General features: G+C 64.6%; 27 protein-coding genes. 16 read left to right on the top strand and 11 right to left on the bottom strand.

All coding sequences use genetic code 11. The features are described from left to right. The first annotated feature begins 117 nt into the window (after positions 1 to 117). Complete coding sequence (locus Q0D44_RS05180; protein WP_294133478.1) at positions 118 to 1,113, top strand: iron ABC transporter permease; 996 nt, start codon at positions 118 to 120, stop codon at positions 1,111 to 1,113. After that, positions 1,107 to 1,898: an ABC transporter ATP-binding protein gene (locus tag Q0D44_RS05185; RefSeq protein ID WP_294133483.1), complete on the top strand. Its 792-nt coding sequence runs from the start codon at positions 1,107 to 1,109 to the stop codon at positions 1,896 to 1,898. The genes Q0D44_RS05180 and Q0D44_RS05185 overlap by 7 nt, the downstream gene beginning before the upstream one ends. Here Q0D44_RS05185 and Q0D44_RS05190 read toward each other — a convergent pair whose 3' ends face one another. After that, positions 1,899 to 3,104, bottom strand: coding sequence for a penicillin-binding protein activator (locus Q0D44_RS05190; RefSeq protein ID WP_294133486.1), 1,206 nt, complete (start codon positions 3,102 to 3,104; stop codon positions 1,899 to 1,901). Positions 3,105 to 3,115: 11 nt separating this feature from the next. On the opposite strand from Q0D44_RS05190, the gene rsmI reads away from it, so the two are divergent. The 4 genes from rsmI (at position 3,116) to Q0D44_RS05210 (ending at position 6,060) form a co-directional block, all read left to right on the top strand. Beyond that, complete coding sequence (gene rsmI, locus Q0D44_RS05195) at positions 3,116 to 3,958, top strand: 16S rRNA (cytidine(1402)-2'-O)-methyltransferase (RefSeq protein WP_294133489.1); 843 nt, start codon at positions 3,116 to 3,118, stop codon at positions 3,956 to 3,958. Then, entirely contained in the window at positions 3,955 to 4,323 is a 369-nt protein-coding gene (locus Q0D44_RS05200; protein ID WP_294133492.1) for a YraN family protein, read from the top strand. The genes rsmI and Q0D44_RS05200 overlap by 4 nt, the downstream gene beginning before the upstream one ends. Before the next feature lie 134 nt (positions 4,324 to 4,457). Then, entirely contained in the window at positions 4,458 to 5,432 is a 975-nt protein-coding gene (gene gshB, locus Q0D44_RS05205) for a glutathione synthase (protein WP_294133964.1), read from the top strand. Between the two features lie 28 nt (positions 5,433 to 5,460). Continuing rightward, complete coding sequence (locus tag Q0D44_RS05210) at positions 5,461 to 6,060, top strand: DedA family protein (RefSeq protein WP_294133494.1); 600 nt, start codon at positions 5,461 to 5,463, stop codon at positions 6,058 to 6,060. Between the two features lie 4 nt (positions 6,061 to 6,064). Here the strand turns inward: Q0D44_RS05210 and Q0D44_RS05215 are convergent, their stop codons facing one another. Beyond that, on the bottom strand, positions 6,065 to 6,340 hold the full coding sequence (locus tag Q0D44_RS05215; protein WP_294133496.1) for a hypothetical protein: 276 nt from the start codon (positions 6,338 to 6,340) through the stop codon (positions 6,065 to 6,067). A gap of 52 nt (positions 6,341 to 6,392) precedes the next feature. Then, positions 6,393 to 7,286, bottom strand: a complete 894-nt coding sequence (locus tag Q0D44_RS05220) for a tyrosine recombinase XerC (protein ID WP_294133498.1) — start codon at positions 7,284 to 7,286, stop codon at positions 6,393 to 6,395. Between the two features lie 271 nt (positions 7,287 to 7,557). Between Q0D44_RS05220 and Q0D44_RS05225 the strand changes: the two genes are divergently transcribed. From Q0D44_RS05225 to Q0D44_RS05245, 5 genes are read left to right on the top strand one after another with little or no spacing between them, the layout of a single operon-like run. Beyond that, positions 7,558 to 8,433 (top strand): MBL fold metallo-hydrolase, encoded by an 876-nt coding sequence (locus Q0D44_RS05225; RefSeq protein WP_294133501.1) that lies wholly within the window; start codon positions 7,558 to 7,560, stop codon positions 8,431 to 8,433. Further along, the gene (locus Q0D44_RS05230) at positions 8,418 to 9,137 is read left to right on the top strand and encodes a DUF4230 domain-containing protein (protein WP_294133504.1); all 720 of its coding nucleotides are present in this window, start codon (positions 8,418 to 8,420) and stop codon (positions 9,135 to 9,137) included. Before Q0D44_RS05225 ends, Q0D44_RS05230 begins: the two co-directional genes overlap by 16 nt. A 33-nt stretch (positions 9,138 to 9,170) precedes the next feature. Next, the gene (gene nadA / locus Q0D44_RS05235; protein WP_006963651.1) at positions 9,171 to 10,157 is read left to right on the top strand and encodes a quinolinate synthase NadA; all 987 of its coding nucleotides are present in this window, start codon (positions 9,171 to 9,173) and stop codon (positions 10,155 to 10,157) included. After that, positions 10,157 to 11,005, top strand: a complete 849-nt coding sequence (gene nadC, locus Q0D44_RS05240) for a carboxylating nicotinate-nucleotide diphosphorylase (RefSeq protein WP_294133513.1) — start codon at positions 10,157 to 10,159, stop codon at positions 11,003 to 11,005. Before nadA ends, nadC begins: the two co-directional genes overlap by 1 nt. Continuing rightward, a complete protein-coding gene (locus Q0D44_RS05245) occupies positions 10,998 to 11,840 on the top strand; it encodes a ribonuclease T2 (protein WP_294133516.1) in 843 nt (280 codons plus the stop codon). The genes nadC and Q0D44_RS05245 overlap by 8 nt, the downstream gene beginning before the upstream one ends. On the opposite strand, the gene Q0D44_RS05250 is transcribed toward Q0D44_RS05245, so the two are convergent. The 4 genes from Q0D44_RS05250 to Q0D44_RS05265 all read right to left on the bottom strand — a co-directional run bounded on the left by Q0D44_RS05250 (position 11,837) and on the right by Q0D44_RS05265 (position 16,386). After that, positions 11,837 to 12,259 (bottom strand): DUF4112 domain-containing protein, encoded by a 423-nt coding sequence (locus Q0D44_RS05250; RefSeq protein WP_294133518.1) that lies wholly within the window; start codon positions 12,257 to 12,259, stop codon positions 11,837 to 11,839. The two genes, Q0D44_RS05245 and Q0D44_RS05250, sit on opposite strands and share 4 nt — an antisense overlap. 295 nt (positions 12,260 to 12,554) lie before the next feature. Continuing rightward, positions 12,555 to 14,051 carry an ABC transporter substrate-binding protein gene (locus Q0D44_RS05255; protein WP_294133521.1) on the bottom strand — a complete coding sequence of 499 codons (1,497 nt, stop codon included), beginning with the start codon at positions 14,049 to 14,051 and terminating at the stop codon, positions 12,555 to 12,557. A gap of 63 nt (positions 14,052 to 14,114) precedes the next feature. Next, positions 14,115 to 15,713, bottom strand: a complete 1,599-nt coding sequence (locus tag Q0D44_RS05260; RefSeq protein WP_294133523.1) for an ATP-binding protein — start codon at positions 15,711 to 15,713, stop codon at positions 14,115 to 14,117. Then, positions 15,682 to 16,386, bottom strand: coding sequence for a response regulator transcription factor (locus Q0D44_RS05265; RefSeq protein ID WP_294133525.1), 705 nt, complete (start codon positions 16,384 to 16,386; stop codon positions 15,682 to 15,684). The genes Q0D44_RS05260 and Q0D44_RS05265 overlap by 32 nt, the downstream gene beginning before the upstream one ends. A 293-nt stretch (positions 16,387 to 16,679) precedes the next feature. Between Q0D44_RS05265 and Q0D44_RS05270 the strand changes: the two genes are divergently transcribed. The 3 genes from Q0D44_RS05270 (at position 16,680) to Q0D44_RS05280 (ending at position 19,699) form a co-directional block, all read left to right on the top strand. Then, the gene (locus tag Q0D44_RS05270; RefSeq protein WP_294133527.1) at positions 16,680 to 18,284 is read left to right on the top strand and encodes a phosphoenolpyruvate carboxykinase; all 1,605 of its coding nucleotides are present in this window, start codon (positions 16,680 to 16,682) and stop codon (positions 18,282 to 18,284) included. Between the two features lie 115 nt (positions 18,285 to 18,399). Then, on the top strand, positions 18,400 to 18,717 hold the full coding sequence (locus Q0D44_RS05275; RefSeq protein ID WP_119746441.1) for a hypothetical protein: 318 nt from the start codon (positions 18,400 to 18,402) through the stop codon (positions 18,715 to 18,717). A gap of 145 nt (positions 18,718 to 18,862) precedes the next feature. Then, entirely contained in the window at positions 18,863 to 19,699 is an 837-nt protein-coding gene (locus Q0D44_RS05280) for a ferredoxin--NADP reductase (RefSeq protein WP_254798126.1), read from the top strand. A 353-nt stretch (positions 19,700 to 20,052) separates the two neighbouring features. On the opposite strand, the gene Q0D44_RS05285 is transcribed toward Q0D44_RS05280, so the two are convergent. Together Q0D44_RS05285 and Q0D44_RS05290 are read right to left on the bottom strand one after the other, a co-directional pair. Then, positions 20,053 to 21,879, bottom strand: coding sequence for a DUF885 family protein (locus Q0D44_RS05285; RefSeq protein ID WP_294133533.1), 1,827 nt, complete (start codon positions 21,877 to 21,879; stop codon positions 20,053 to 20,055). An 85-nt stretch (positions 21,880 to 21,964) separates the two neighbouring features. Next, entirely contained in the window at positions 21,965 to 22,426 is a 462-nt protein-coding gene (locus tag Q0D44_RS05290; RefSeq protein ID WP_294133536.1) for a hypothetical protein, read from the bottom strand. A gap of 111 nt (positions 22,427 to 22,537) precedes the next feature. Here Q0D44_RS05290 and Q0D44_RS05295 point away from each other — a divergent pair, with 111 nt between their 5' ends. Both Q0D44_RS05295 and Q0D44_RS05300 read left to right on the top strand, forming a co-directional pair. Then, positions 22,538 to 22,789 (top strand): type II toxin-antitoxin system prevent-host-death family antitoxin, encoded by a 252-nt coding sequence (locus tag Q0D44_RS05295; protein WP_294133538.1) that lies wholly within the window; start codon positions 22,538 to 22,540, stop codon positions 22,787 to 22,789. Next, a complete protein-coding gene (locus tag Q0D44_RS05300) occupies positions 22,789 to 23,208 on the top strand; it encodes a type II toxin-antitoxin system VapC family toxin (protein WP_294133541.1) in 420 nt (139 codons plus the stop codon). Before Q0D44_RS05295 ends, Q0D44_RS05300 begins: the two co-directional genes overlap by 1 nt. Positions 23,209 to 23,319: 111 nt before the next feature. Here the strand turns inward: Q0D44_RS05300 and Q0D44_RS05305 are convergent, their stop codons facing one another. Further along, a complete protein-coding gene (locus Q0D44_RS05305; RefSeq protein WP_294133544.1) occupies positions 23,320 to 24,255 on the bottom strand; it encodes a DUF2971 domain-containing protein in 936 nt (311 codons plus the stop codon). Positions 24,256 to 24,495: 240 nt separating this feature from the next. Beyond that, positions 24,496 to 24,939: an NfeD family protein gene (locus Q0D44_RS05310; RefSeq protein WP_294133547.1), complete on the bottom strand. Its 444-nt coding sequence runs from the start codon at positions 24,937 to 24,939 to the stop codon at positions 24,496 to 24,498. Between the last annotated feature and the right edge of the window lie 141 nt (positions 24,940 to 25,080).

Consider the following 25,080-nt stretch of genomic DNA (forward strand, 5'->3'; position numbering starts at 1 on the left):
AGCCTGTCTTGTAGTAGGACGTGTTCCCGCGAAGGCGGGAACCCAGTCCCGCGCTCAGAACTGGGTTCCTGCCTTCGCAGGAACACGTCGCTTTGCCAACCGCCAAGGGGAGCGCCCATGACGGCCCGCCGTCACCCCTTCCTCGTCCCGACGCTGCTGCTTCTGCTGGTCGCCGCAGCAATGGGTTCCGTGATGCTGGGCGCGGTCGCGATCAGTCCGGCGCGGATATGGGCGGTGCTGACTGGCGGCGGCGATGATGTTGCGCGCGCGATCATCATCGACCTGCGACTGCCGCGGATGCTGCTTGGCCTGCTGGTCGGCGCGATGCTGGGCCTGTCGGGCGCGGCGTTGCAGGGCTATTTGCGCAATCCGCTGGCCGAACCCTCCGTGCTGGGTGCGTCCAATGCGGCGGCTTTGGGCGCGGTCTGTGCGCTCTATTTTGGTCTTAGCGCCTTGCACCCGCTGGTCCTGCCGTTGCTGGCGATCACCACTGCGCTGATCGCCATTGCCGGGCTGTTTCTGCTGGCGGGACCATCAGAAAGCCCGTTGACGTTGATTCTTGCGGGCATTGCCGTCGCGACGCTGGCGGGAGCGGGGATCAGCCTGTCGCTCAACCTGTCGCCCAATCCCTTTGCGGCGATGGAGATTATGAGCTGGTTGATGGGCAGTCTGGAAAACCGCAGCTATGTGCATGTCGTCGTCGCCTTGCCCTGTATTGCCATCGGCGCGGCGCTGCTGCTGGCCGACGGGCGGACGCTGGACGCGCTGACGCTGGGTGAGGAAGGCGCGCAGGCGCTGGGCGTGAACCTCAACGCCGCGCGGTTGCGGATGATGCTGGGCGTCGCGATCGGCGTGGGCGGCGCGGTGGCGGTGTCGGGGGCGATCGGCTTTGTTGGCCTGATCGTGCCGCATATCGTGCGCCCGCTGACCGACCGGTCGCCCTCAGCCGTGCTATTGCCCTCGCTGCTCGGCGGCGCGGTGCTGCTGACGCTGGCCGACATTGGCGTGCGGCTGATCCCGTCGGCCAATGAATTGAAGCTCGGCGTCGTCACCGCGATGCTGGGCGTGCCGGTGTTCCTGGTCCATCTGATGCGGGAGCGGCGGCTATGGTGAGCCTGGCGGTAGAGGGATTGTCGGTCCGGCTTGGCCGTCATGCGGCGGTGCGCGATGTGAGCATGACGCTGGAGCCGGGCCAGCTGGTCGGCATCATCGGACCCAATGGCGCGGGCAAATCGACGCTGATCCGGGCGATGCTGGGGCTGGCTAGGCCGCAGGCGGGCCGGGTGCTGATCGACGGGCAGGATGTCGCACGGATCGACCGGCGGAGCATCGCGCGTGCCATCGCCTATCTACCACAGGGCCAGACATTGCACTGGCCCTTGAGCGTCGAGCGGCTGGTGGCGCTGGGGCGGCTGCCGCATCTGGGGCCACTCTCCCGCCTGTCGGATGAGGATGAGGCGGCGGTGGAGGCTGCGATGGCGCGGGCCGATGTGCTGCATCTGAAAGGCCGGATCGCCACCGAATTGTCGGGCGGGGAGCGGGCGCGGGTGCTGCTGGCGCGGGCGCTGGCGGTGGGTGCGCGCGGGCTGATCGCCGACGAGCCACTTGCGGCGCTGGACCCCGGTCACCAGATCGATGTCATGGACCTGTTGCGCGACGAGGCGCGGGGCGGGGCGCTGGTGGTGACGGTGCTGCACGACCTCAGCATGGCGGCACGCTGGTGCGACCGGCTGCTGCTGATGGACGGCGGCGCGCTTGTCGCGGATGGCGCGCCGATGGACGTGCTGACCGCGCAGGCGCTTGCGGATGTCTATGGCATCACCGCGTGCATCGATCCGGGCAATGGCTGGCCGCTGATCCTGCCGACCGGGCGGGTGCCCCGGTCGGCAGCGGACTGATTATTCCGCGAAGCTGCGGGGAGCAGGGGCGATGACCGTGACGTTGCCAGCGCCCACTTCGGATACTTCCAGCGCGCGTTCGGCAACGCCGGTGCGGCCAAAACGGAATGCGCCGTCAATGCCGGAAAAGCCGCCCGAATCGCGCAGGCGCGTGGCGGGGAACGGGCTGCCCGGTTTCCAGTCCTGGGCGATCCGCACCGTCAGCAGGACCGAATCATAGCCGAGCGACGACAGGCGGAAGGGCGACGTGCCGTAACGGGCACGATATTTGCCCGCGAGCTGGCCGTAGAGCGTGTCCGACACGCTGGCGAACCAGGCACCGCGCAGCACCGGGCTGGCGGCCAGCGTGCCTTCGGTATTCCACAATTCCGTGCCGAGCAGCCGCGCGGTCGCGCCGCCATTTTTGCGCACGATCGGTGCGACCTGGAGCGCCACCTTGCCGCTGTCGGCGATCAGGAGCGCGTCATAGCTGGACGAGGCTTGCAACTTCTTGACCGCTGCGGTGATCGAAGCGGGGCTGCGGTCGAAATTCTGCATCGACACGACCGTGCCGCCCGCCTGCTCGACCGCGCGCAGCAGCGCATTGCCCGCCCGTTCGCCATAGGTGCCGCGCGGGATGAGCGCGGCGAAGCGCGACAGCCCCTTGTCGCGGGCGAAACCGACGACCCGCTCGATCGACTGATTGGGGTTATAGCCCATGATATATACGCCGCTGCCCGCTGCGCTGGCGTCGTTGGAGAAGCTGATCACCGGCACATTGGTGCGCGCGGCGATCGGCCCGATAATGCGGGCATCTTCGGCGAGCAAGGGGCCAAGGATCAGGCGGTTGCCTTCGGCCAGCGCGCGGTTCGCCGCTGCCGCCGCGCCCAGGGCGGTGTCATAGGTGGTGATGCGGATCTTGTCGGTTTTGGTGTCCATCAGCGCCAGCGTGGTGGCGTTGGCGATCGACTGGCCGACGCCTGCATTGGGACCGCTCATCGGCACCAGCAGCGCGACGCGGTGGCGCAGCGTGTCGGTCGGCAGGCCTTGCGTCACGTCCGGGCCGCTTGGCCCAACCGGGCCGGTCGGGGTGGTGGGTGCCGGTCCCTTGGGCACGATCGACTGGCAGGCGGCGAGCAGCAATGTGCCCGCTGCAAGCGCAATACGCGCGCCACGCTTCAATGAAGCGAACAAGTCCGCTTGCCGGGAGGCATCCGTCTCTGTCATCTGGCGTCCTTATGGAAACTCAATCTTCGGGTCTTGAACCTGGGCTTTATATCGTCGCGGGGCCGATCGGCAACCTTGGTGACCTTACCCCGCGCGCGGCGGAGGTGCTGCGGCTGGCGGACGTGGTCGCCGTGGAAGATACACGGGTAAGCGCGCGGCTGCTGCGCCATGCTGGCTCTGATCGGCCAATGCTGCCCTATCATGACCATAGCGGCGAAAATGTGCGGGCGCGGCTGGTGGAGCGGATGGCGGGCGAATCGGTCGCCCTGCTGTCGGACGCGGGGACGCCGCTCATTTCCGATCCGGGCTATAAGCTGGTGCGCGATGCGCGGGCGGCGGGGCGGCGGATCACGACCCTGCCCGGTCCCAACGCGGCGATTGCGGCGCTGACGCTGTCGGGCCTGCCGACCGATCGTTTCCTGTTCATGGGCTTCCTGCCCAGCAAGGCCAAGGCGCGGGGGGATGTGCTGGATGAGGTAGCCGGGCTGCGGGCGACGTTGGTGTTCTACGAAAGCGGCCCGCGCCTGTCGGAAAGCCTGTCCGCCATGGCCGCGCATCTGGGCGACCGGGACGCGGCGGTCAGCCGGGAGATCAGCAAGACATTCGAGGAAACCGCCTGCGGGACGCTGAGCCTATTGTCCGCCCGCTATGCCGATGCGCCGCCCAAGGGGGAGATTGTCGTGACGGTCGGCCCGCCCGGCGAAGCGCCGCCCGCCAGTGCCGAGGATGCCGACGCAGCTTTGCTGGAGGCGCTGACCCGGCTGTCGGTGTCGAAGGCGGCGGGAGAGGTCGCCAAGAAATTGGGGCTGGACCGGCGCGCACTCTATGACCGGGCGACGGAATTGAAGGGGTGAAGCGCCCAATTCCTGCCAGACTGGCCGCCGAACGACGCGGGCGTCAGGCCGAGCGGATCGCGGCCTGGTGGCTGCGCTTGAAAGGCTGGCAGATTGTCGGACGGCGGATGCGCACGCCGGCGGGCGAGGTTGATCTGGTCGCGCGCAAGGGCGGGATGCTGGCCTTTGTCGAGGTGAAGGCGCGCGCCACGGCGGCGGAACTGGACCTGGCGATCGACGAGCGGCGATTGCGCCGGGTCGCGGCGGCGGCGGAAATCCTCTGGCATGATCTGGGCAAAGCGGGGGACGATATGCGAATCGACGTCATCCTCCTTGCGCCGGGCCGCGCGCCACGCCATCTGGCCAATGTCTGGCATGGGGGGTGATGTGCCGCTCCCCAAAACCGTTCGGGCTGAGCGAAGTCGAAGCCCTCGCCTGAGCGCAAGCGAAGGCAAAGCACCTCGCTAACGCTCGGCGGAGCCCTTCGACTTCGCTCAGGGCGAACGGAAAAGGAATGAAGATGACCGAACTCAACCCCCTGACCGTCGCCGTGCAGATGGACCCGATGGAGGGCATCAAGATTGCGGGCGATTCGACCTTTCACATCATGCTGGCGGGGCAGGCGCGGGGGCACAGGCTCTACCATTATCTCGCCCCTGACCTGACCTATCGCGATGGCCGGGTGCTGGCCAAGGCGCGGCCGGTGAAGGTCCAGAAAGTGGAGGGCGATTATTTCGCCTTTGGCGAGGCGGAGATGCTGGACCTGGGCCGCGATGTCGATGTCGTGCTGATGCGGCAGGACCCGCCGTTCGACCTGAGCTACATCACCGCCACCCATTTGCTGGAGCGGGTGCAGGCCGAAACGCTGGTGGTCAATGATCCTGCCAGCGTCCGCAATGCGCCGGAAAAGCTGTTCGTGCTGGACTATGCCCGCTTCATGCCGCCGACGATGATCACCCGTGATCTGGCCGAAGTGCGCAGTTTTCTGGCCCAGCATGGCGAGATTGTTGTGAAACCGCTTTATGGCAATGCGGGTAACGCCGTGTTCCATGTCGATGCCAAAGGATCGAATCTTTCCGCGCTGGTGGAAATCTTCAACGCGTCATGGGTTGAGCCATTCATGGTACAGGCCTTCATCCCCGGCGTCGCCCAAGGCGACAAGCGTATCGTCCTGATCGATGGCGAGGTCGCGGGCGCGATCAACCGGATTCCGGGCGCGGGCGAAATCCGATCCAACCTGGCGGTCGGCGGGTCTGCGGCCAAGACGGTGCTGACCGACAAAGAACGCGAAATCTGCGCCGCTATGGGACCAGAATTGAAGGCGCGCGGATTGCTGTTCGTGGGTATCGATGTGATTGGCGGCGAATGGCTGACTGAGATCAACGTGACCTCGCCCACCGGCATCGTGGCGATCGACGCCTTTGATGGCACGGATACGGGCGGGCTGATCTGGGACGCGATCGACGCCCGGCTGGCGGCACGGGCGGCGGCTTGATCATAGTGCGCCACTGGGATGACAGGGTTTGACCGACTGGGTTCTCCGCCTGATCGACGCGGGCGGCTATTGGGGCATTTTTGCGCTGATGGTGCTGGAAAATGTCTTTCCGCCGATCCCGTCGGAATTGATCATGGGCATTGGCGGTATTCGCGTGGGTCAAGGCCGGATGGCGATGGAGTGGTTGCTGTTGGCGGGGACGCTTGGCACCACGGTCGGCAATTATTTCTGGTATATGGTCGGGCATGTGCTGGGCTTTGGCCGGTTGAAGCCTTTGGTCGATCGCTATGGCCGCTGGGCGACGCTGGAATGGCGCGATGTCGAGGCGCTGGACCGATTGTTCGGCAAATATGGCCAGATCGTCGTGTTCGTGTTCCGCTTCATGCCCGCGTTGCGGACGATGGTGTCACTGCCCGCCGGACTGTTCCGCATGGGGCATATGAAATTTCTGGCGTGGACGGCCGGGGGCGCGCTGATCTGGAATATCATCCTGGCCTATGCCGGTTTCGTGCTGGGCAAGAATTTCAGCGAGATTGATAAATATATCGGCCCCGCCGCCACGGTATGCGTCGTGGGGGCGGTGCTGGTCTATCTGTGGCGGCTGGCTACCTGGCGGCCCAAGGGCTGAGTGTTCAGAACGGTATTTTCACGCCGACCATGACCCGCTGCGATGTGGTGCCGTTCCCCATGCCCTGGCTTTCCACATGCAGATTGCCCTTAACCTTGCCAAACAGGCCCATCTCCGCGCGACCGAGCGGGGGTTCATCACTAACCGGTGCGCGCTCGATCCGCTGGCTTTGCCTTCGCGCGGTGACGACGATCGAATCGACGCTGGGCTGAACCGATTTGAGGTCGAAGTCGGGCGGGATTGCGCCGACACTTTGCAAGGTCAGGATAAAACATAGCATCGGCTTTCCACCGCTGGGAAAGCACGAGGCTGACGCAGGAATGCGGCGAATTTCAGGCGCGCGGATGGGCGTTGCGATAGACGTCCATCAGATGGGCGGCGTCGACCTGGGTATAGACTTGAGTTGAGGACAGGCTGGCATGGCCGAGCAGTTCCTGCAGACTGCGCAGATCCGCGCCGCGGCCCAGCAAATGGGTGGCGAAGCTGTGGCGGAGCGCGTGGGGGGTGGTGCGGTCCGAGAGGCCGAGGCGTCCGCGTGCGCCCTGTACCGCGCGGCGGATGAGGGCGGGGGAGAGGGGGCCGCCGCGTGCGCCGCGAAACAGCATTTCGTCGCGGTTCATGGGATAGGGGCAAAGCGCCACATAGGCGTCGATCGCGGCACGGACCTGCGGCAGCAGCGGGACGACGCGCATCTTGCCCCGCTTGCCGGTGACGCGCAGGGTTTCGCTTAAAGGGAGCACCGCGCCGGTCAGGCCCATTGCTTCGCCGATGCGCAGGCCCGCGCCATAGAGCAGCAGCAGCACCGCCCAGTCGCGCGCGCCGATCCACGGTTCGCGTGCGCCCTCGGCAATGTCCTGCGCCAGCGCGACGGCTTCGTCGGGGGAGATGGGGCGGGGCAGGCCGCGCTTGGTGCGCGGGCCTTTGAGTAGGGGCACGCGGGCGTCCTCACCCCCGATGAAGCGCAGGAAACCGCGCACGGCGGACAGTTCGCGCGCCGCCGACAGATTGCCGATGCCATCCATCCGCCGCGCGGTGAGGAAGGCGCGCAGGTCCGCTTGCTCCAGCCGGGTGAGCAACGGGACGGTAACTTGTTCGCCATGATGCGCCTCCAGAAAGGCGACCAGCCGCTCGGCGGTCGCGACATAGGCGCGCACCGTATGGGTCGATCGCCTCCGGTCGAGGCTGAGATGATTACGCCAGCGTTCGATAAGGTCTGGGGAGGGCATGGCAGGAGGATAGGGCAGGTTGGACAAAATGGGAAATGGTGACCCGATGTTCCGCAATGTATGTTGCCTGGGATCAAGCCATCCTATCCTCCCCTTGCAAGGGAGGTGTCGGGCCGAAGGCCAGACGGAGGGGTGTCGCGCTATCGATGGGGTGACACCCCTCCACCGGCTCCGCCGGTCCCCCTCCCCTTGCAGGGGAGGATTAAGGGTGGGATCCTTGCACGCCAGACCTCCACCTTGAAATCCGGCGGGAAATAGGCACATGGGAAGCATGGCACCCCCTTTTGATCTGGCCGACCTGCCGACGGGCGTGGCGATGCCGCTGTCGCCGCTGGTCGCCCGCGTGCTGGCGCCCAATCCGTCGCCCTTCACCTTTACCGGCACCCAGACCTATGTGGTCGGGAGCAGCGACGTGGCGGTGATCGATCCCGGCCCGGACGAGGCGGACCATCTGGCGGCGCTGATGGCGGCGATCGCCGGGCGGCAGGTTGTGGCGATCGTCTGCACCCATACCCATCGCGACCATAGCCCGGCGGCGCGGCCATTGAGCGAGATGACCGGTGCGCCGGTGATCGGCTGCGCGCCGTTGACGCTGGACGATGACGGGCCGCGCGCCGATGCGGCGTTCGATGCGGCCTATCGCCCCGACCGGGTGCTGGCCGATGGCGAACGGCTGGCGGGCGACGGCTGGACATTGGAGGCGGTGGCGACGCCGGGGCATACGTCTAATCATCTCTGCTTTGCGCTGGTCGAGGAACAGGCGCTGTTTACCGGCGATCATGTCATGGGCTGGTCCACCAGCGTGATTTCTCCGCCCGATGGCGACATGGCCGATTATATGCGGTCGATGCAGCGGCTGCTGGAGCGCGAGGATGCGGTCTATTATCCCGCTCATGGCGAGCCGATCGACAATCCGCAGCGGCTGGTGCGCGGCATGATGGGACATCGCAAGCAGCGCGAGGGGCAGATATTGCGCTTTCTGGAGCGCAATGGCGACAGCGTCATCCCCGACATGGTGGCCGAAATGTATAAGGGCGTCGATCCGCGCCTGCATCCCGCCGCCGGGCGATCGGTGCTGGCGCATCTGATCGACCTTGATCAGCGCGGGATCGTGCGCGCGGCGGACGGCCTGTGGCAGATGCGCTGAAACGCTATGCCGGGCCGGTTGCGGCTGGGCTGCTGCTGCTGTTCGTGGCCGGGGCGATGTGGCTGGGCTGGCAGCGCTATGACCGCGATTATGTCGTGGCGGTGGAGGAGGACGGGTCTGCGGTCACCAAGGTGATCGCGGCCAAGCTGTCCGGGGTCAGCAGCCTCAAAGTCTCCGAACTCAACGGCACGATTCAGAGCAGCGCGCAGGATGTGCGCGGCTTTGGTCTGCTCAAGTCCGATCAGGTCGTGAAAATGCCCTTCTCGGTCGATTATTTCGTCGATGTCAGCGGGTTGGACGCGGGCGATCTGGAATGGAACGGGCAGACCCGCACGCTGATCGTCAATGCGCCGGACGTGATGCCGGGCAAGCCCAATGTCGACGAAAGCCGCCGCACTTTGGTGCAGACCAACGGCCTGTTCGTGACCCGGCAGGCGAGCGAGGCGCTGAGCCGCCGTGTGTCCGCCCATGCGCAGAGCCGCGCGCTGGCGACGGCACGCTCGCCCGAACGCATGGCGCAGGCGCGCGATTATGGCCGGGCGGCGATCGGCAAGCTGATGACGGCACCGCTCACTGCGGCGGGCTATGGCGATGCGCGGGTGATCGTGACCTTTCCGCCGGAGCGCAAGGGCAGGAAGGACGAGCGCTGGGATGTCACCACGCCGATCAACGAGGTGCTGGCCAACCGGCAACGGCAGCGTTAGGGCGCTCATCAGGGACCGAGGAGTTTTAGGCATATGAACGCTTTTACCGGCATTCCGCAGGGCACCGACCTGCGCGCAGAGATTGAGCGGCTGCGCAAGGAGCGCAACGCCGTGATCCTGGGTCATTATTATCAAAGCCCTGAAATTCAGGACCTGTCCGATTTCGTCGGCGATTCGCTGGAGCTGTCGCGCAAGGCGGCGGAGACGGATGCGGACGTGATCGCCTTTTGCGGCGTGCGCTTCATGGCGGAGACAGCCAAGATTTTGTCGCCCGACAAGATCGTCGTTCTGCCCGACATGGATGCCGGTTGCAGTCTGGAGGACAGCTGCCCGCCCGCCCAGTTCAAGGCGTTCCGCGAGGCGCATCCCGACCATATTGCGCTCAGCTACATCAACTGTTCGGCCGAGGTGAAGGCGCTGTCCGACATCATCGTGACATCCTCGTCCGCCGAGAAAATCCTGTCGCAAATCCCCAGGGACCAGAAGATCATCTTCGGTCCCGACAAGCATCTGGGCGGCTATCTGAAGCGCAAGCTGGGCCGCGACATGCTGCTCTGGCCGGGCGTATGCATCGTGCATGAGGCGTTCAGCGAGACGGAGTTGCTCAAGCTCAAGGTCCAGCATCCCGACGCACCGATCGCCGCACACCCAGAATGTCCGCCCTATATCGTCGATCATGCCGATTATGTCGGATCGACGAGCGGCATCCTTGATTTCGCCAAGACGATGCCCGGCGACACGCTGATCGTTGCGACCGAACCGCATATCATCCACCAGATGGAAAAGGCGGTGCCGGAAAAGACGTTCATCGGCGCGCCCGGTGCGGACGGCAACTGCAACTGCAATATCTGCCCCTATATGGCGCTCAACACGATGGAGAAGCTGTATCTGGCGCTGCGCGACCTACAGCCGCGGATCGAGATGGACGAGACGCTGCGTCTGGGCGCGAAGAAGAGCCTGGACCGGATGCTGGAAATGGCGAGTGCGACGGTGGGGTTGGGGGATTTGGGGGCGCGGTGATGACCTTCTCCCTCCCCCATTTCGACCTTGCCGCTTTCGTCGCTTCCACCCTCGCCGAAGATCTCGGCCCGGACGGGCGGGACGTCACCAGCGAGGCGGTGATCCCGGCTGATGCGATGTTCGACGGGGTGATGGATACGCGCGATGCGGTGACGCTGGCGGGATTGTCGGTGGCGGTGGCGTTTTTTCGGGCGCTTGATCCCGATGTGGTGATTGAACAGCTGCGTCAGGATGGGGATCAGGTTGCGGGGGGGACCGATATTTTGCGGATTCGCGGGAAGGCGCGGGCGATGCTGACGGCGGAGCGATCGGCGCTCAATACGGTCCAGCATCTGAGCGGCATCGCGACGATGACGCGGGCCTATGTCGATGCGATCGCGGGGACGGGCGCGACGCTGCTCGACACGCGCAAGACCATTCCGGGGCTGCGTGTCCTTGAGAAATATGCGACGCGGATGGGCGGGGCGACCAATCATCGCATGGGGCTGTGGGACGCGGCGATGATCAAGGATAATCATGTCGCGGTGGCCGGATCGGTCGGCGAAGCGGTGCGCCGCGCGGTCGATGCCGGAGTGCAGCAGATCATTGTCGAGGTCGACCGGATCGACCAGATCGAACCGGCGCTGGCCGCCGGGGCGACGCATTTGCTGCTCGACAATATGGACGCGGCGATGCTGCGTCAGGCGACGGCATTGGTCGCCGGGCGGGTGCCGACCGAGGCGTCGGGCGGGGTGACGCTGGAGACGATCCGGGCGAAGGCGGAAACGGGCGTCACCTATATCAGCGTCGGGCGGCTGACCCAGTCGGCCCCTGCGGCGGACATCGGGCTGGATTTTGCTTATGCTTGAGCGGCTGGTCGTGCTGGCGCTGATCACAGTGCCGGGGACGGCGCTGGCGCAATCGGCCCAGTGCAGTCCGCCTGCCCAGGTCGCCCGGCCCGATTTGGAAGGGCCAAGCGCGGAGGAACCCAGGCGCATTCTGCCGATCGGCAGCTATACGCTGGCGCTCAGCTGGTCGCCGCAATATTGTTCGACAGCGAAGGGCGGGCGCAGCGTGCTTCAGTGCGGGGGGCGGAATGGCCGTTTCGGCTTCACCCTGCACGGGTTGTGGCCCGATGGTTTTGGCAAGGAATGGCCGCAATATTGCCGCGCCGCCGATCTGGTGCCGCGGCAAGTGATCCGGCAAAATCTGTGCGCGACGCCCTCGGTCCAGCTGATCCAGCATGAATGGGCCAAGCATGGCACCTGCATGACGAGCAAGCCGGAGCTGTATTTCAACCTGTCGCGGGCTTTGTACCAGTCGGTCCGCTATCCCGACATGGGGGCGCTGGCGCGGACGAAGAATTTGACTGTGGGGCAGTTTGCGCAAGCCTTCGCACGCGCCAACCGGGGGCTGAGGCCGGACATGCTGCGCGTCACGACGACGCGCGGCAATTGGCTGAGCGAAGTGTGGCTGTGCATGGACCGGGCGATGGAATTTACCCGCTGCCCGGCGCATCAGGGCGGCGCGCCGATCGCAAGCTATGTGCGGATACAGCCAGGGCCAAATATTCCCAATCCGCGCAGACCCGCGACGCAGACCATGCCACGCGAGGTGCCGGTGCCGGCGCGCAAGCCGGGGCTGATCCTGGACCTTGATCCCAATGTCCAGACGCTGGGGAATAGCGCGGGGGCCAATCCCTAGCCGTCGATCGTCACGGTCGAGGGATGATGCTTGTCGAGATGCTTGCGGATGATGCGCAGGTTGCGGCTGTTCGATCGGAAGGCGAAGTCGAACAGGTCGCCGACAAGGGGGATGGCGCCCAGCAGCGTATCGATCCCGACATTGGCCGACATGCGGGTCAGCTGCCATTTGGACATGCCCAGATTGCGCGCTTCCCAGATCATCCAGATGCCCATCGACGCGGTCGCCAGGTCACCGATGACCGGCACCAACCCGACGATGCTGTCGATGCCGACCGGGCGGTTGATGCCGGGAACGACGAAGAGCCGCTCCAGCACCTCCTCCATCGTTTCGATGCGACGGCGGACCGAAGCAGGGTCGCGGCCAAAGCCCGGCATGGCGCGGGCGCCAGCCTTTGCGGGATCGGGCGAAATCGGCATGGGCAAAGCGTCTCCTGTTGCCAACTCTAGGGTGCAGACCCACATATTACGAGGATCGAGACAGGATTGTCCGGGATGCTGTGGGAGGAGAAGCGCGAAGAGCGGGCAAAATTGCCCGTTCGAGAGCTTCGACGTGCCACAGGGCCCGGACAATCCTGCCCCGGAGGGGTGGGACGAAAATGGCCGGTGGAGCGGTCGAACGCTTGCAAGATAGTGCCGCTATCTCGCGGCGCGCTCTCCCTCCCACCAGCCATTTTCGTCTCCATCTCGACCTCGTAATATGTGGGTCTGCACCCTAATTGGTGCGGCGGAACAGATGGTTCAATGGGTGGCGCGCACGGGGCGAGGGGAGGAAGCCGTTGAGTCGCTTGGACACGAGCGACCAGCGGATTGGCGCGCCAAGCGGGATATAGCCATTATGGGCGACCATCAGCGCTTCGGCCTGCGCGATGCGGGCGGTGCGATCGGCAAGTGAACTGGCGAGGCTCGCGGCCTGAAGCTGGGCATCGGCTTCATTGCTGCAATGGATTTTGCGGGCGCAGCCGACCCGGCCCAGATACCAGAGCGCGCTGTCATAGGCGGCGACTTCGTCGATCAGCCGCAGGTCCGCATCGCTAGTGAGGGGGACGCGGCGGACGGCCAAGCCGATTGCGCCAAGATCGCGGCGCAGCAGCCCGAACAGCAGGGTCGCGCCCGGACCCTGCGGCAGGGCGATACGCAGCGGCGGCGGCGCGCCGCGATCGGTGCGCCAGCGGTCGATGGTCGCGCGCGCCTGCGCCCGTCGATCCTCCAGCGACAGCGCGGCCCAGTCTGGCTCGGTCGGCGGTCGGCCAAGGTCAAGCTGGTCGGGGACGATGCGGTTGCTGGTTGCCCAGCCGCCGATGGGCAGCAGGGCGGGAATCTGGCTGCGGTCGATCGCCATGTTGATCGCGGCGCGCACCCCGTCATCGTCCAGCAGGCGGCCCCGGCCGGTCACCGCCAGCCCCAGCAAGCCCTGCACCGGATCGGCGCGCACCGCGTCGCGATCGATCCCCGCTGGCACCAGCAGCGGCAGTTCGGCCAGGCGTCCGCCCAGCACCAGCGCGGCCTGGCGTTCGCGGAAGCGTATGATCGCCAGCGCTGCCCGTTCGGAACGCACGACCCGCGTCTGCCAGGCGGGGACGGGCGTTTCTTCCGGCTCATCCCCGCCGCTCAGACGATCGACCGGGGTCAAGATTACGGCCTTGCCCCATATCTTGCGCCGATAGGGTCCAGTGCCGCCGTCGCGCGAGACGATGGCCATTTGCGGCTGGGCGAGCATCTGGAGGATGTGAGGGCGGGCGGCGGCGAGGCGGATTTCGATCACTTCGCCGGTCATCGGGATGACGGCCTGCACCGCGTCCAGCGGTCCGTCAGGATCGAAGCGGCGCAGCGATTCGATCCGCGCCATCAGCATCCGCGCGACGTCGGGCGCGGTGACGCGCGCGCCATTGGCCCAGAAGGCGCGGCGCAGACGGAAAATATAGCTGCGTCCGTCATCTTCCACGATCCAGCGCTGCGCCAACGCCGGTAATATGTCGCCGCGGGCGTCGAACGCGACCAAGCCCTGTGCGGTCGCTTCCAGGATCAGCTTGGCGCCGGGATCGGGCAGATGTTGCAAGGGTTTGGCGAAATCATCGCGGTCGCCCACGACGCTGACGACCACCGGGTCGTTATTCTCGCTGGAGCAGCCGCCAAGCAGCGCAAGCAGGCCGGGCAGCGCGGCAAGGGCAAGGCGGTGGAAGCGCCGACGGGGGATGGGCACGGTCGACATGATGGCCCGCTACCCTAGCCCGCTATCGGGCCGCCGCCAACCGCCATGGCCGGGCGATGGCGATCATTCCGACACCATGCCGGGATCGCGCGCCACCGCCATGGGCAGGTGCAGGATGAAGCAGGCGCCGCTCTGGGCGTCCTGCCGATCGGCGATGCTGATGCGGCCCTGATGGCCGTCGATGATGGAGCGGGCAATGGCCAGGCCAAGGCCGGAATGTTTGCCGAAAGTTTCGCCTTCGGGGCGGACGCTGTGGAATCGGCGGAACACATGTTCGCGCTCCGATTCCGGGACGCCCGGCCCTTCATCCTCGACACTGACCAGCACCTGATCGTCAGCCACGGTGGCGACCACCTGAACCAGTCCGCCATCGGGCGAGAAGGAAATGGCGTTGTCGATCAGATTTTCCAGCACCCGCACCAGCCGCTGTTCTTCGCCCAGCACCACCGCGACATCCTTGCGCGGGCGAGCGAAGGCGAGGCGGACGCCGCGCGGCACGCCGCGCGCTTCATGGGCGCCGACGATCTTTTCGATCAGCTGGCCCAGATCGATCGGCTCGAACCGGGTGCGGGAAAGTTCGGCATCGACGCGGGAGGCTTCGGCAATGTCGGTGACCAGCCGGTCGAGGCGGCGGACATCGTCCTGCGCGATCGCCATCAACTGCGCGCGCAGGTCGGGCCGCTCGACCCGGTCGAGTGCATCGAGGGCGGATCGGAGCGAGGCGATGGGGTTTTTAAGCTCATGGCTGACATCGGCGGCAAAGGCGTCGGTCGCGTCGATCCGCTGGCGCAGTGCCTGGCTCATGTCCGACAAAGCGCGCGCCAGCATCCCGATTTCGTCCCGCCGTTCGGGCAGGCGCGGCACGGTGACCTGCCGCGCCCGGCCCAGCCGCACCCGCACGGCGGCGCGGGCAAGGCGCTGGAGCGGCAGTACGATGGTGCGGGCCAGGAACAGCGAGAGCAGCACCGAGGCGAGCGCGGCGACGGCCAGCACCATGCCCAGCCGCAGCCGCTCCGCCCGGACGGTGCGGGTGATGTCGCGAGCATTTTCGGTCGCCAGCAGGCTGGTGCCGTCGCGCATCACCATGGCGGCGGAAATCACGAAGGTCCGGTCGGGGGCATAGCGATTGACTGCCTGGGGTCGCCCGGTCTTGCGCGCCAGCTGCACTTCGGGCCAGGCATCGGCGCGATCGACGGTCGGTTCGGTAAAGTCTGGCGGACGGTCAGCCGATACGACCCGGTCCATCGCCTTGTCCAGGAAGCGGGCGACATGGCGCTGCCAGCCTTCTTCCGATGGCTGGCGCAGCCGATAGCGCGGCGCGTTCATGGCGAAACTGTCGGACAGGCGATGGCCGTCGGGGGCGTAGCGGCGCACCCGGTCGCCGGTCTGGCGGGCATAGGCGGCGATCAGTTGACCCTGCCGTTCGGGCGGGGCGCTTTCCAGCCCGATCGCCAGCAATTGCAGTTCCCGCGCCGACTGTTCCAGCCGTGCGTCGACGATGCGCGTGCGATAGCTGTCGAGATAGAAGAATCCCCCCGCCAGCAGCGCCAGCGCAAAGACGTTGACGGCCAGAATGCGCGGCGTGAGGCTGATCCGCCCGGACCAGCGCAGGCCGTCAGCACCCATGCCGTCACTCTTCGGAGAAGCGATATCCGGCGCCATAGAGTGTGTCGATTGCGTTGAAATCGGAATCTACCTCGCGGAATTTGCGCCGCAGCCGCTTGATATGGCTGTCGATGGTGCGGTCGTCGACATAGACGTCATCCTGATAGGCGGCGTCCATCAACTGGTTGCGGTTCTTGACCACGCCGGGGCGGGCGGCCAGCGTTTCGAGGATGAGAAATTCGGTGACGGTCAGCGTCACGTCCTGCCCGTTCCATTTGACCCGGTGGCGCGCCGGGTCCATTTCCAGCCGCCCGCGGATGATAGGGTCGGCGACGGGCTGGTCGGGGGTTTCGGGCGTGCGGCTGACTTCGGCGCGGCGCAGGATCGCGCGGATGCGGGCGATCAGCAGCCGCTGCGAAAAGGGTTTGGAAATATAGTCGTCCGCGCCCATCGCCAGCCCCAGCGCCTCGTCCAGTTCGTCGGCCTTCGACGTCAGGAAAATGACCGGCATCGGGCTTTTCTCACGCAGGCGGCGCAGCAGTTCAAGGCCGTCCATACGCGGCATTTTGATGTCGAACACGGCCAGATCGGCGGGATTGTCGAGCAGCGCTTTCAGCGCGCCTTCGGGATCGGAATAGACCCGCGTCATGAAGCCTTCGGTCTGGAGCGCGATCGACACGGACGTCAGGATATTCTTGTCGTCATCCACCAGGGCGATGGTTGCTGTCATGCGGCATCCCAGAAATATGTGTGGCCAGGAATATGTGAGGACGGGGGCGACAGAGCGTTAGACCATGCCAGCGCGCGCTGCAAGGAAGGCAGGTGCAGCCGATCCTGCGGCATAAGAGTCGCTATTCGGGACAAACGCCGGACCACAGGGATTTGACGCACCATCCGCAAAGCCTTATGCCCCCAAATGTCTGCAGGAATGACGCCGCGCACAAGACAGCGGCGCTGAGGGGCGGACCGGTCGCGAATATGCAGATGTTTGTGACACGGAATTATTACATCAGGAGCAAAGGCGTGCAGGCCAAATCCTCAATCACCCTGGTCAACCAGGGCATTACGACCAATGCCGTCCAGTTCTGGAATCTCGGCACCGCGCCTTTGGTCGAGGCGGCGATCCGCAACGGCGAAGGCATATTGTCGAAGGACGGCCCGCTGGTCGTCAAGACCGGCAAGCATACCGGCCGCAGCGCCAAGGACAAGTTCATCGTCCGCGACGCCGAAACCGAATCGACGGTGTGGTGGGGCGATACCAATCGCGGGATGACGCCGGAGCAGTTCGCTGCGCTGAAGGAAGATTTCTTCAAGGCGCTGGGCGAGAAAGACACGCTCTATGTCGCCGACCTGTTTGGCGGTTCGCAGCCTGAACATCGCGTCAATGTGCGCGTCATCAACGAACGTGCCTGGCACAATCTGTTCATCCGCACCCTGCTGGTCCGTCCGACCGCGGAAGAATTGGCGGACTTTGCGCCTGAATATACGATCATCGACCTGCCGACTTTCAAGGCCGATCCGGCGCGTCATGGCTGCCGCAGCGAGACGGTGGTGGCGGTCAACTTCACCGAGAAGCTGATCCTGATCGGCGGCACCGCCTATGCCGGTGAAATGAAGAAGTCGGTGTTCGGCATCCTCAACTATCTGCTGCCGGTGAAGGGCGTGATGCCGATGCATTGTTCGGCCAATATCGGCCCGAACGGCGACACCGCTGTGTTTTTCGGCCTGTCCGGTACAGGCAAGACCACCCTGTCGGCGGACGCCAGCCGCACGCTGATCGGCGATGACGAGCATGGCTGGTCGGACACCGCCGTGTTCAATTTCGAGGGCGGCTGCTACGCCAAGATGATCAACCTGTCGGCCGAGGCGGAGCCTGAGATTTTCGCCACCACCAAGCGTTTTGGCACGGTTCTGGAAAATGTCGTGATCGACGAGGAGACTCGCGAGATCGACCTGGACGACAATAGCCTGGCCGAAAACAGCCGCGGTTCCTACCCGATCGATTTCATTCCCAACACGTCCGAAAAGAATCTGGGTCCGGTCCCGAAGAATATCATCTTCCTGACCGCCGACGCCTATGGCGTGCTGCCCCCGATTGCGCGGCTGACCCCGGAACAGGCGATGTACCACTTCCTGTCGGGTTATACCGCGCGGGTCGCTGGCACCGAAATCGGCGTGACCGAGCCGACCGCGACCTTCTCCACCTGCTTTGGCGCGCCCTTCATGCCGCGTCACCCCAGCGTCTATGGCAATCTGCTGAAAGAGCGGATCAACAAGGGCGGGGTCACCTGCTGGCTGGTCAATACCGGCTGGGCCGGTGGCAAGGCGACGATGCCGGGGATCAAGCGGATGCCGATCAAGGTTACCCGCGCGCTGCTCAACGCCGCGCTCGACGGCAGCCTGAACCAGGCCGAATTCCGCACCGATCCCAATTTCGGCTTCGACGTGCCGGTGGCGGTCGCTGGTGTCGAATCGACCATCCTGGATCCGCGCGCGATGTGGGCGGACGCCAACGCCTATGACGAAACCGCCGCCGTGCTGGTCAAGCAGTTCGTCGACAATTTCGCGCAGTTTGAGGATCATGTGGACGAAGGCGTCCGCAGCGCGGCGCTGACCGTCGCCGCCTGATCCGGCGCAATCATGAAAAATCGGGGCCGGGGGAGCGATCCTTCCGGCCCTTTTTCTTTTTGCACATGCGTAACGATGCTATGCTGCGCGTCGTGGTGAAGCAGGAGTGACGATGATGGGCATGTTCGACGATCTCATTGGCAAGGTAGGCGGTCTGGAAGCGATCGCGGCGCAGATCGGCGTGACGCCGGAACAGATGCAGGGATTGATGACCGAAATCAGCGGCAAGATCGGGTCGGGTGAAACCAGCGTGGCCGCGCTCGCTGAAACGGCGGCGGAACATGGCGTGTCGGCGGACAAGTTGCAGGAATTGCTGGGCCAGTTCGGCGGTCCCGAAGCGATATTGGGCAAGCTTGGCGGCATGTTCGATCGCGATGGCGACGGCAATCCGCTCAATGAACTGGGCGGCCTGGCCAAAGGGCTGTTCGGCTGAAGCCAGCCCGATGACGGGGGGCAGCTATCGGCCCCCCAAGTTTTTTTCGCCTTGCCTTCATGCGGCGTTGGCTCCATTCGCGGCTGATATCAGTTGTTGCGAACGATACGCAACTGGCGTTGCCTGCCCCGGCAGGCGCGCGTAGATGGCAAGGAAGAAGGTCTTGACCGACGTGACGATTGAAAAGCCGCACCTGGAACCCACCGGCGCGCTGAGCGTGGAAACGGTGCTGTCGGTGCGGCACTGGAACGAGCATCTGTTCAGTTTCCGCATCAGCCGCCCGGCCAGCTTCCGCTTCCGCTCCGGCGAGTTTGTGATGATCGGCCTGAAGGGCGAAAATGGCAAGCCGCTGCTGCGCGCCTATTCGGTCGCCAGTCCTTCGTGGGACGAGGAGCTGGAATTTCTGTCGATCAAGGTCGAGGATGGTCCGCTGACGTCCAAGCTCCAGCTGATCGAGCCGGGCGACCAGATTTATCTGGGCCGCAAGCCGACCGGCACGCTGGTGACCGACGCGCTGCTGCCGGGCAAGCGGCTGTTCATGCTGTCGACCGGCACGGGCCTCGCCCCCTTCCTCAGCCTGTCGCGCGACCCGGACGTCTATGAATTTTACGAGCAGGTCGTCGCGATCCATTCGGTGCGGCGGGTGAGCGATCTGGCCTTCCGCGAGGAGCTGGAATCCAAATGGGCGGAGGATCCGCTGGTGTCCGAACAGGCGCCCGCCCAGTTCCATTATGTGCCGACCGTGACCCGCGAGCCGTTTGACGGCCACACCGCACGGATCGACAAGCTGGTCGAGAGCGGCGTGCTGTTCGAGGGCATTCCGGGTGCGCCGAAGTTTGACCCCGAAACCGACCGGATCATGATGTGCGGCAGCATGGAGATGATCAAGCAGTTCGCGGCCTGGTTCGAAGCCAATGGCTTTACCGAAGGGTCGAATGCCGCGCCGGGGCAGTTTGTGATCGAACGGGCGTTTGTGGGGTAAAGGTGGTTTATCCTCTCCCTTGAGGGAGAGGTTGCGCAGACTTGGCAGCTGCTGCCTAGTGGTCCGATTCTGACATTTGCTACCCTATGGGATAAGGCGTGTTCAAATGTCAGAATCTTTTCGGACCACTAGCATTCTTTTGATTCTAGTGGATTTTACGATTTTGACATTTGCAGACCCATCCCAGCCGCCAGGGGATGCAAATGTCAAAATCAATCCACTAGTCGCAGCTGGTGAGGGTGTCCGACTTGTCGGAAGCGTGCCATCATGGCGTAGCACACCCTCATCCAACTTCGCCTAACTGGCTGCGCCAGTAAGGCTGCATATCCTTCTCCCTTGAGGGAGAAGGTTTGTCACGATCGCCGCTCCGCCACCCATGCCTCGACATGCCCGGCCAGCACAGTCATCGGCACGCCGCCGCCCTTGACTACCGCGTCGTTGAACAGGCGAAAGTCGAAGCGGTCGCCCAGCGCGGTTTTCGCCATGCTGCGCAGGCGGTTGATTTCGCCATGGCCAACCTTGTAGCCGCAGGCCTGCCCCGGCCAGGCGCAGTAACGATCGACCTCGCCCTGCACATCCTCGACCGTGGAGCCATTGGTGGTGGCGAACCAGTGGATGGCATGATCGCGGGTCCAGCGCTTGGCGTGGAGGCCGGTATCGACCACCAGACGGCAGCAGCGATAGGCGATCGACTGGAGATAGCCCAGCCGCCCGGCGACATCGCCGTCATAGGCACCAAGCTCGTCGCCCAGTTGCTCGGCATAGAGCGCCCAGCCCTCGCTATAGGCGTTGAAGGCGAGCAGGGAGCGGATCAGCGGCAGTTTATACGTATATTCGCCCTGCCAGATATGGCCCGGTATGCCTTCATGATAGGTGAGCGTCGGCAGGCCGTAACGCGGCCAGATGCTGGTATCGCGCAGGTTGATATAATAGTTGCCGGGCGTCGATCCGTCGATGGAGCCGGCCCCGGCATAGGCACCGGGCGCGCCCGCCTCTATCTCCACCGGGACGCGCTTGACGATCAGTTTGGCCGGGACCAGCGTGGCGAAGGCGTTGGGCAGGCGGGTGCGGATGTCGGTGAGGCGGCCGTCAATATAGGCGAGGATCTGCGCGCGGCCCTTATCGTCATTGGGGAAGAGGTAGCGCGGGTCTTTCCCCATTGCGGTCATCCGTTCGCCCACGGTCCCCTGGGTCATGCCCAGACCCTTGAGCAGCCCGTCCATTTCCGATTGCAGCGCGGCGAGTTGCTCCAGCCCCAGTCTATGCACGTCGTCCGGGGTCATAGTGGTCGTGGTCCCGGCTTTGAGCGCCCAGGCATAATAGGCCTCGCCCTGCGGCAGCTTCCACACGCCTGCGTCCATAGTGGCGGTGGTGCGCTGGCGTTTGAGTTCGGCGACTTGCGCGGAGAGCGCCGGGGCGACTTTGGTGCGGACGATCTGGAGCGCCTTTGCCCCATAGTCGCCGGGCATGGACGCGGTGCGGCGGGCGATGGAGACGACCGGCACCCACTGGTCGAGGGGGAGGGCGCGCACCGCCTCCATCTGGGCGATGCTCTTGTCGAGCAGGAAGGCGGGGGCGGAGACGCCAATGCCTGCGTCATGGCGGAGCCGCTCCGTCTCGCCCGCCAGATTGGCGGCATAGGCGGTGAGGCGATCGAGATAGGCGTCGGCATCGGCGGGGGTGGCGATGGCGTGGTTGGAATCGAGGAAATCGGGGGTCTCGACGAAGCTGCCGGTGTTTTGCGCGACGGCATAGGGCGCGTTGCGGTAGGACCAGTTGCTGTTCATCATCGCCATGTCGCCAAAGGGGAAGGCGAACCCTTCCGCCGCCAGTTCGTGCGCGGCGCGGGTCACCTCCACACTGGTGCGGGTGACGGGGGAGAGCGGAGCAAGATCGATGGCGCGGAGTTTGCTCAGGCGATCGGTCACATGGGCGGCGATCTGCGCCTGACCTGCCGGGCTTTTATTGCCGAGCCGGTGCTTGAGCGCGGCGCGGGGGCCGGTGTCGATGCCAAGCCCGCTGGCGCTTTCGGGGGCATCGGCGAGCATTGCTTCGGCCATGGCGGCAAGGGTCGCTTCGGCGCGGGCATCTGGTGTTTGGGTGGCGGCGCGGGCGGGCAGCGCGGCCAGCGCGAAGGCGGAGGAACCGGCGACGAGGAAATCGCGGCGAGTGGCGGTCATGCAAGCGCTCCGGGATAGGATATTTGCCGCTTAACTTCGCATATTTCCCGGTAAATGCGACATGATATTTCCTATTGGCGACAGATCATAACAAATGGCTGCGCGCCTGTTCCGCCTCCTCGCGCTGGTCGATCCGCACGCGATGGGGCATGGCGGCGCGCAGCCCTTCCACATCGCCCGCCAGTGACCGCAGCGCCGCGAACATGATGCGATGGTCCGTCCCGGTGCGATAGCCAACCTCCCGCCCGCCCCGGAAGATCGGTCGCGGCGCGGCGTCATGGATCAGCGCCATGGCGCGATCCCGCGCGGCATCCAGCCCCATTTCGATCGCCCAGTCCCACGCCGCAGCGAAACTGTCCGCGCCGGGCCGCGCGCGCAGATGATAGGCAGACCGCGGCGAACAGCCGACGCTGCGCGCCGCATGCGCGACGATGCCGCACTGGGCCAGCGCGGCGATGAACGCCGCCTGCGCATCAGGCGTCCAGCCGCGCGCGCGGCGCTGGAGCGGGACCGGGGTGAAGTGGAGAAGATCGGGAGAGTCGGGCATGACGGGGAGCATGGCATGGGAGGCGGGTTGTAGGACAGGGGGGAGGGCGGAGCGTTGACAGCGGGACAACGACATATTATGTCTGTATGTAACGACATATGGGATATGCCGATGACCGCGACCTTCACCAGCCGGGAATTCAACCGCGACCCCGGCAGCATCAAGCGGGCGGCGCAGTCCGGCCCGGTGTTCATCACCGACCGCAACAAGCCCTCGCTCGTCGTGCTGGCGATCCGCGATTATGAGCGGCTGGCGGGGCATGGCGCGTCGCTGTTCGACCTGCTGATGCCCGATGATGATCAGGATTTCGATTTCGACCCGCCCAAGGCGCAGATCGCATCGCGTGCCGCCGAGCTGGATTGATGTTCCTGATCGACACCAATGTGATTTCCGAAAGCCGCAAGATGCGGTCGGGCCGCGCCGCGCCGCAGGTTGTGGCGTGGCTCAAGGCGACCGACCCCAGCACGACCTTTGTTTCGGCGATGACCCTGTTCGAGCTGGAACTGGGCGTGGTGCGTATCGAGCGCCGCGATACCGCGCAGGGGACAAGCCTGCGCCGCTGGCTCGATCAGATCGTCAAACCCGGCTTTGCGGGGCGGGTGCTGGCGATGGACGGCGCGGTGGCGGTGGCCTGTGCCGGACTGCACGTCCCCGACCCGGTGAGCGAACGCGACGGCTGGATCGCGGCGACGGCGCTGGTCCATGGGCTGACCGTGGTGACGCGCAATGTTCGGGATTTCGAGGGGACGGGGGTCGGGGTGGTTGATCCTTGGGTGGGGTAGGCGTGGTGATAGCGGCTTTGGCCGAACACAATTGGCCGATTGCGGAATGGCGGGTTTATGGCGAGTAACCTTAGCAAGCGGACCTTCGAGTCTAGGCCAGGCGAGAAGCCGTCAACGCGTCCTCTGCGTTCTCGCCAAATCTTCTAGCTTGCGATAATAATTCTCAAGCATCCCAAGGTTTTCGAGCATTCGAAGCGGATTTCCTTGTGCCGCTTCTAAAGCATGGTCTTCCGAAATGCTGCACCACGGGCACAAGCTCGAATTCGATAAAACTGGTTCCGCGCAACTTTTGCACACTTTTACCGCCGGACATATTTCAGTGCCGTCGAACACGGCGCGCGCGCCATTCTCCGCTTCCAAGAATGGCTGCGCCATCGATTTTCCGATAAGGGCATGGAACCAGCTTATGCCACTTTCAGCAGCAATATCCTTGGTACGTGAGATAGTTGTGGGTGCGGCACCCTTGCCGACGATGATCGCTGTACAGCAGTTTATGGGTACTTGCAGAATTTTATGGTCGCCAATCGTCTCGCAATAATCTTCCTGATCTAGCAGCCGACATTCCTGTTCATAACTCCAAGCGACATCTTTTGAAAAATAAGCCGTATTCAGAACGGCCTGCTGCAAGAAATAGGCGTGTCGCGGTTTTTTTGTCCCGACTGCCCTTTGCAAATGACCAGCAATATCAGGACTCGGTTCGGTCCGGTAAGTCACATCCATGATGACGATGTTTGGGAAGTTGGACTTAACTGTATCGACGTCGAACTCGACCACGAATCCCGAATGATTGTCGCCATAGTGTGCCCACATCGGCGCGACGACTGGTGACGCGGAAAAACAGGATGTAGGCCACTGCGGCAGTTCATCCACCAGTTCACGATAAGCGGCTAACAAATCCGGCGTGACGGTGAGGTCGACCCCAAGGAACAGCTCGTAAGGGTCGTTGTAATCTTTTGGAAACGAGCATTTAATACCGCAGATGCTCGGTCGCGTGAAAACGAATTCGATGACGTTGGCCGAAAAATATTTGTAGATTTTCCGTCCCATATTCACCTCGTCAGCACTTCGGCGTGTACTCGCCCATTTTTGGTCAACGCTCCGTTCGCGTCAAGCATCAACTCGCCCGGTTTAGAGCGGAATGCTGGCCAGCAGATCTGATGCTGTGGATTTTGCCTATATGGCCGCTCGGCGACCGACAACTTTTGCTGGGTGGGCATGGGGAAGGACTGACCGCTTTTAAGAATCCATCATAGTTTGCCGAACGTCCAAAACTGGCGCGATCCCGCCCTAAACCCCCTCCACCCTTAACACCGTCCCCTCAGCCGCGATCACGCGCACCCGTGCGCCGACCTCCGCGTCCGCGCCGACCGCGCTCCAGACGCTGTCGCCGACTTTGACGCGGCCTTCGCCGCCGGTGATGGCTTCCACCACGGTGACGGTCTGGCCGATCAGGCGGGCGGTGCGGTCGTTGAGGAGGGGGTCGGTGGAGGCGACGGGGTGGTCGGTATACCAGCGGCGACCGGCCCAGACGGCGGCGATGCTCAAGGCAGCGAAGATCAGCAGTTGCAGGGGCAGGCCGATCGGCAGCGCCAGCGCGGTCAGGCCGGTGATGGCGGCGGCGATGGCGATCCAGATCAGGAATACGCCGGGGATCATCACTTCGGCGATCCCCAGCAAGGCGGCGAGGACCAGCCAGGCCCAATGATCTTCGAGCAGGGTGGTTAGGGTCATGAGGTGGGGGTCCGGGGGTTGGGTTGGTGTTGAGGATTTAAGCCCCTCCCCTTCAGGGGAGGGGTTGGGGTGGGGGTTATCGTCGTAGAACTGCGTCTGGGGCACGCCCCCACCCCCAACCCCTCCCCTAAAGGGGAGGGG

Source organism: Sphingobium sp., assembly GCA_023266575.1.
Classification (GTDB): domain Bacteria; phylum Pseudomonadota; class Alphaproteobacteria; order Sphingomonadales; family Sphingomonadaceae; genus Sphingobium.

Excerpts from the sequence above, each read along its gene's own strand:
- Q0D44_RS05180 (WP_294133478.1), top strand. The coding sequence starts at position 118 with ATGACGGCCCGCCGTCACCCCTTCCTCGTCCCGACGCTGCTGCTTCTG.
- Q0D44_RS05185 (WP_294133483.1), top strand. The coding sequence starts at position 1,107 with ATGGTGAGCCTGGCGGTAGAGGGATTGTCGGTCCGGCTTGGCCGTCAT.
- Q0D44_RS05190 (WP_294133486.1), bottom strand. The coding sequence starts at position 3,104 with ATGACAGAGACGGATGCCTCCCGGCAAGCGGACTTGTTCGCTTCATTG.
- rsmI (WP_294133489.1), top strand. The coding sequence starts at position 3,116 with ATGGAAACTCAATCTTCGGGTCTTGAACCTGGGCTTTATATCGTCGCG.
- gshB (WP_294133964.1), top strand. The coding sequence starts at position 4,458 with ATGACCGAACTCAACCCCCTGACCGTCGCCGTGCAGATGGACCCGATG.
- Q0D44_RS05215 (WP_294133496.1), bottom strand. The coding sequence starts at position 6,340 with ATGCTATGTTTTATCCTGACCTTGCAAAGTGTCGGCGCAATCCCGCCC.
- Q0D44_RS05220 (WP_294133498.1), bottom strand. The coding sequence starts at position 7,286 with ATGCCCTCCCCAGACCTTATCGAACGCTGGCGTAATCATCTCAGCCTC.
- Q0D44_RS05225 (WP_294133501.1), top strand. The coding sequence starts at position 7,558 with ATGGCACCCCCTTTTGATCTGGCCGACCTGCCGACGGGCGTGGCGATG.
- nadA (WP_006963651.1), top strand. The coding sequence starts at position 9,171 with ATGAACGCTTTTACCGGCATTCCGCAGGGCACCGACCTGCGCGCAGAG.
- nadC (WP_294133513.1), top strand. The coding sequence starts at position 10,157 with ATGACCTTCTCCCTCCCCCATTTCGACCTTGCCGCTTTCGTCGCTTCC.
- Q0D44_RS05245 (WP_294133516.1), top strand. The coding sequence starts at position 10,998 with ATGCTTGAGCGGCTGGTCGTGCTGGCGCTGATCACAGTGCCGGGGACG.
- Q0D44_RS05250 (WP_294133518.1), bottom strand. The coding sequence starts at position 12,259 with ATGCCGATTTCGCCCGATCCCGCAAAGGCTGGCGCCCGCGCCATGCCG.
- Q0D44_RS05255 (WP_294133521.1), bottom strand. The coding sequence starts at position 14,051 with ATGTCGACCGTGCCCATCCCCCGTCGGCGCTTCCACCGCCTTGCCCTT.
- Q0D44_RS05260 (WP_294133523.1), bottom strand. The coding sequence starts at position 15,713 with ATGGCGCCGGATATCGCTTCTCCGAAGAGTGACGGCATGGGTGCTGAC.
- Q0D44_RS05265 (WP_294133525.1), bottom strand. The coding sequence starts at position 16,386 with ATGACAGCAACCATCGCCCTGGTGGATGACGACAAGAATATCCTGACG.
- Q0D44_RS05275 (WP_119746441.1), top strand. The coding sequence starts at position 18,400 with ATGGGCATGTTCGACGATCTCATTGGCAAGGTAGGCGGTCTGGAAGCG.
- Q0D44_RS05280 (WP_254798126.1), top strand. The coding sequence starts at position 18,863 with ATGGCAAGGAAGAAGGTCTTGACCGACGTGACGATTGAAAAGCCGCAC.
- Q0D44_RS05285 (WP_294133533.1), bottom strand. The coding sequence starts at position 21,879 with ATGACCGCCACTCGCCGCGATTTCCTCGTCGCCGGTTCCTCCGCCTTC.
- Q0D44_RS05290 (WP_294133536.1), bottom strand. The coding sequence starts at position 22,426 with ATGCCCGACTCTCCCGATCTTCTCCACTTCACCCCGGTCCCGCTCCAG.
- Q0D44_RS05295 (WP_294133538.1), top strand. The coding sequence starts at position 22,538 with ATGACCGCGACCTTCACCAGCCGGGAATTCAACCGCGACCCCGGCAGC.
- Q0D44_RS05300 (WP_294133541.1), top strand. The coding sequence starts at position 22,789 with ATGTTCCTGATCGACACCAATGTGATTTCCGAAAGCCGCAAGATGCGG.
- Q0D44_RS05305 (WP_294133544.1), bottom strand. The coding sequence starts at position 24,255 with ATGGGACGGAAAATCTACAAATATTTTTCGGCCAACGTCATCGAATTC.
- Q0D44_RS05310 (WP_294133547.1), bottom strand. The coding sequence starts at position 24,939 with ATGACCCTAACCACCCTGCTCGAAGATCATTGGGCCTGGCTGGTCCTC.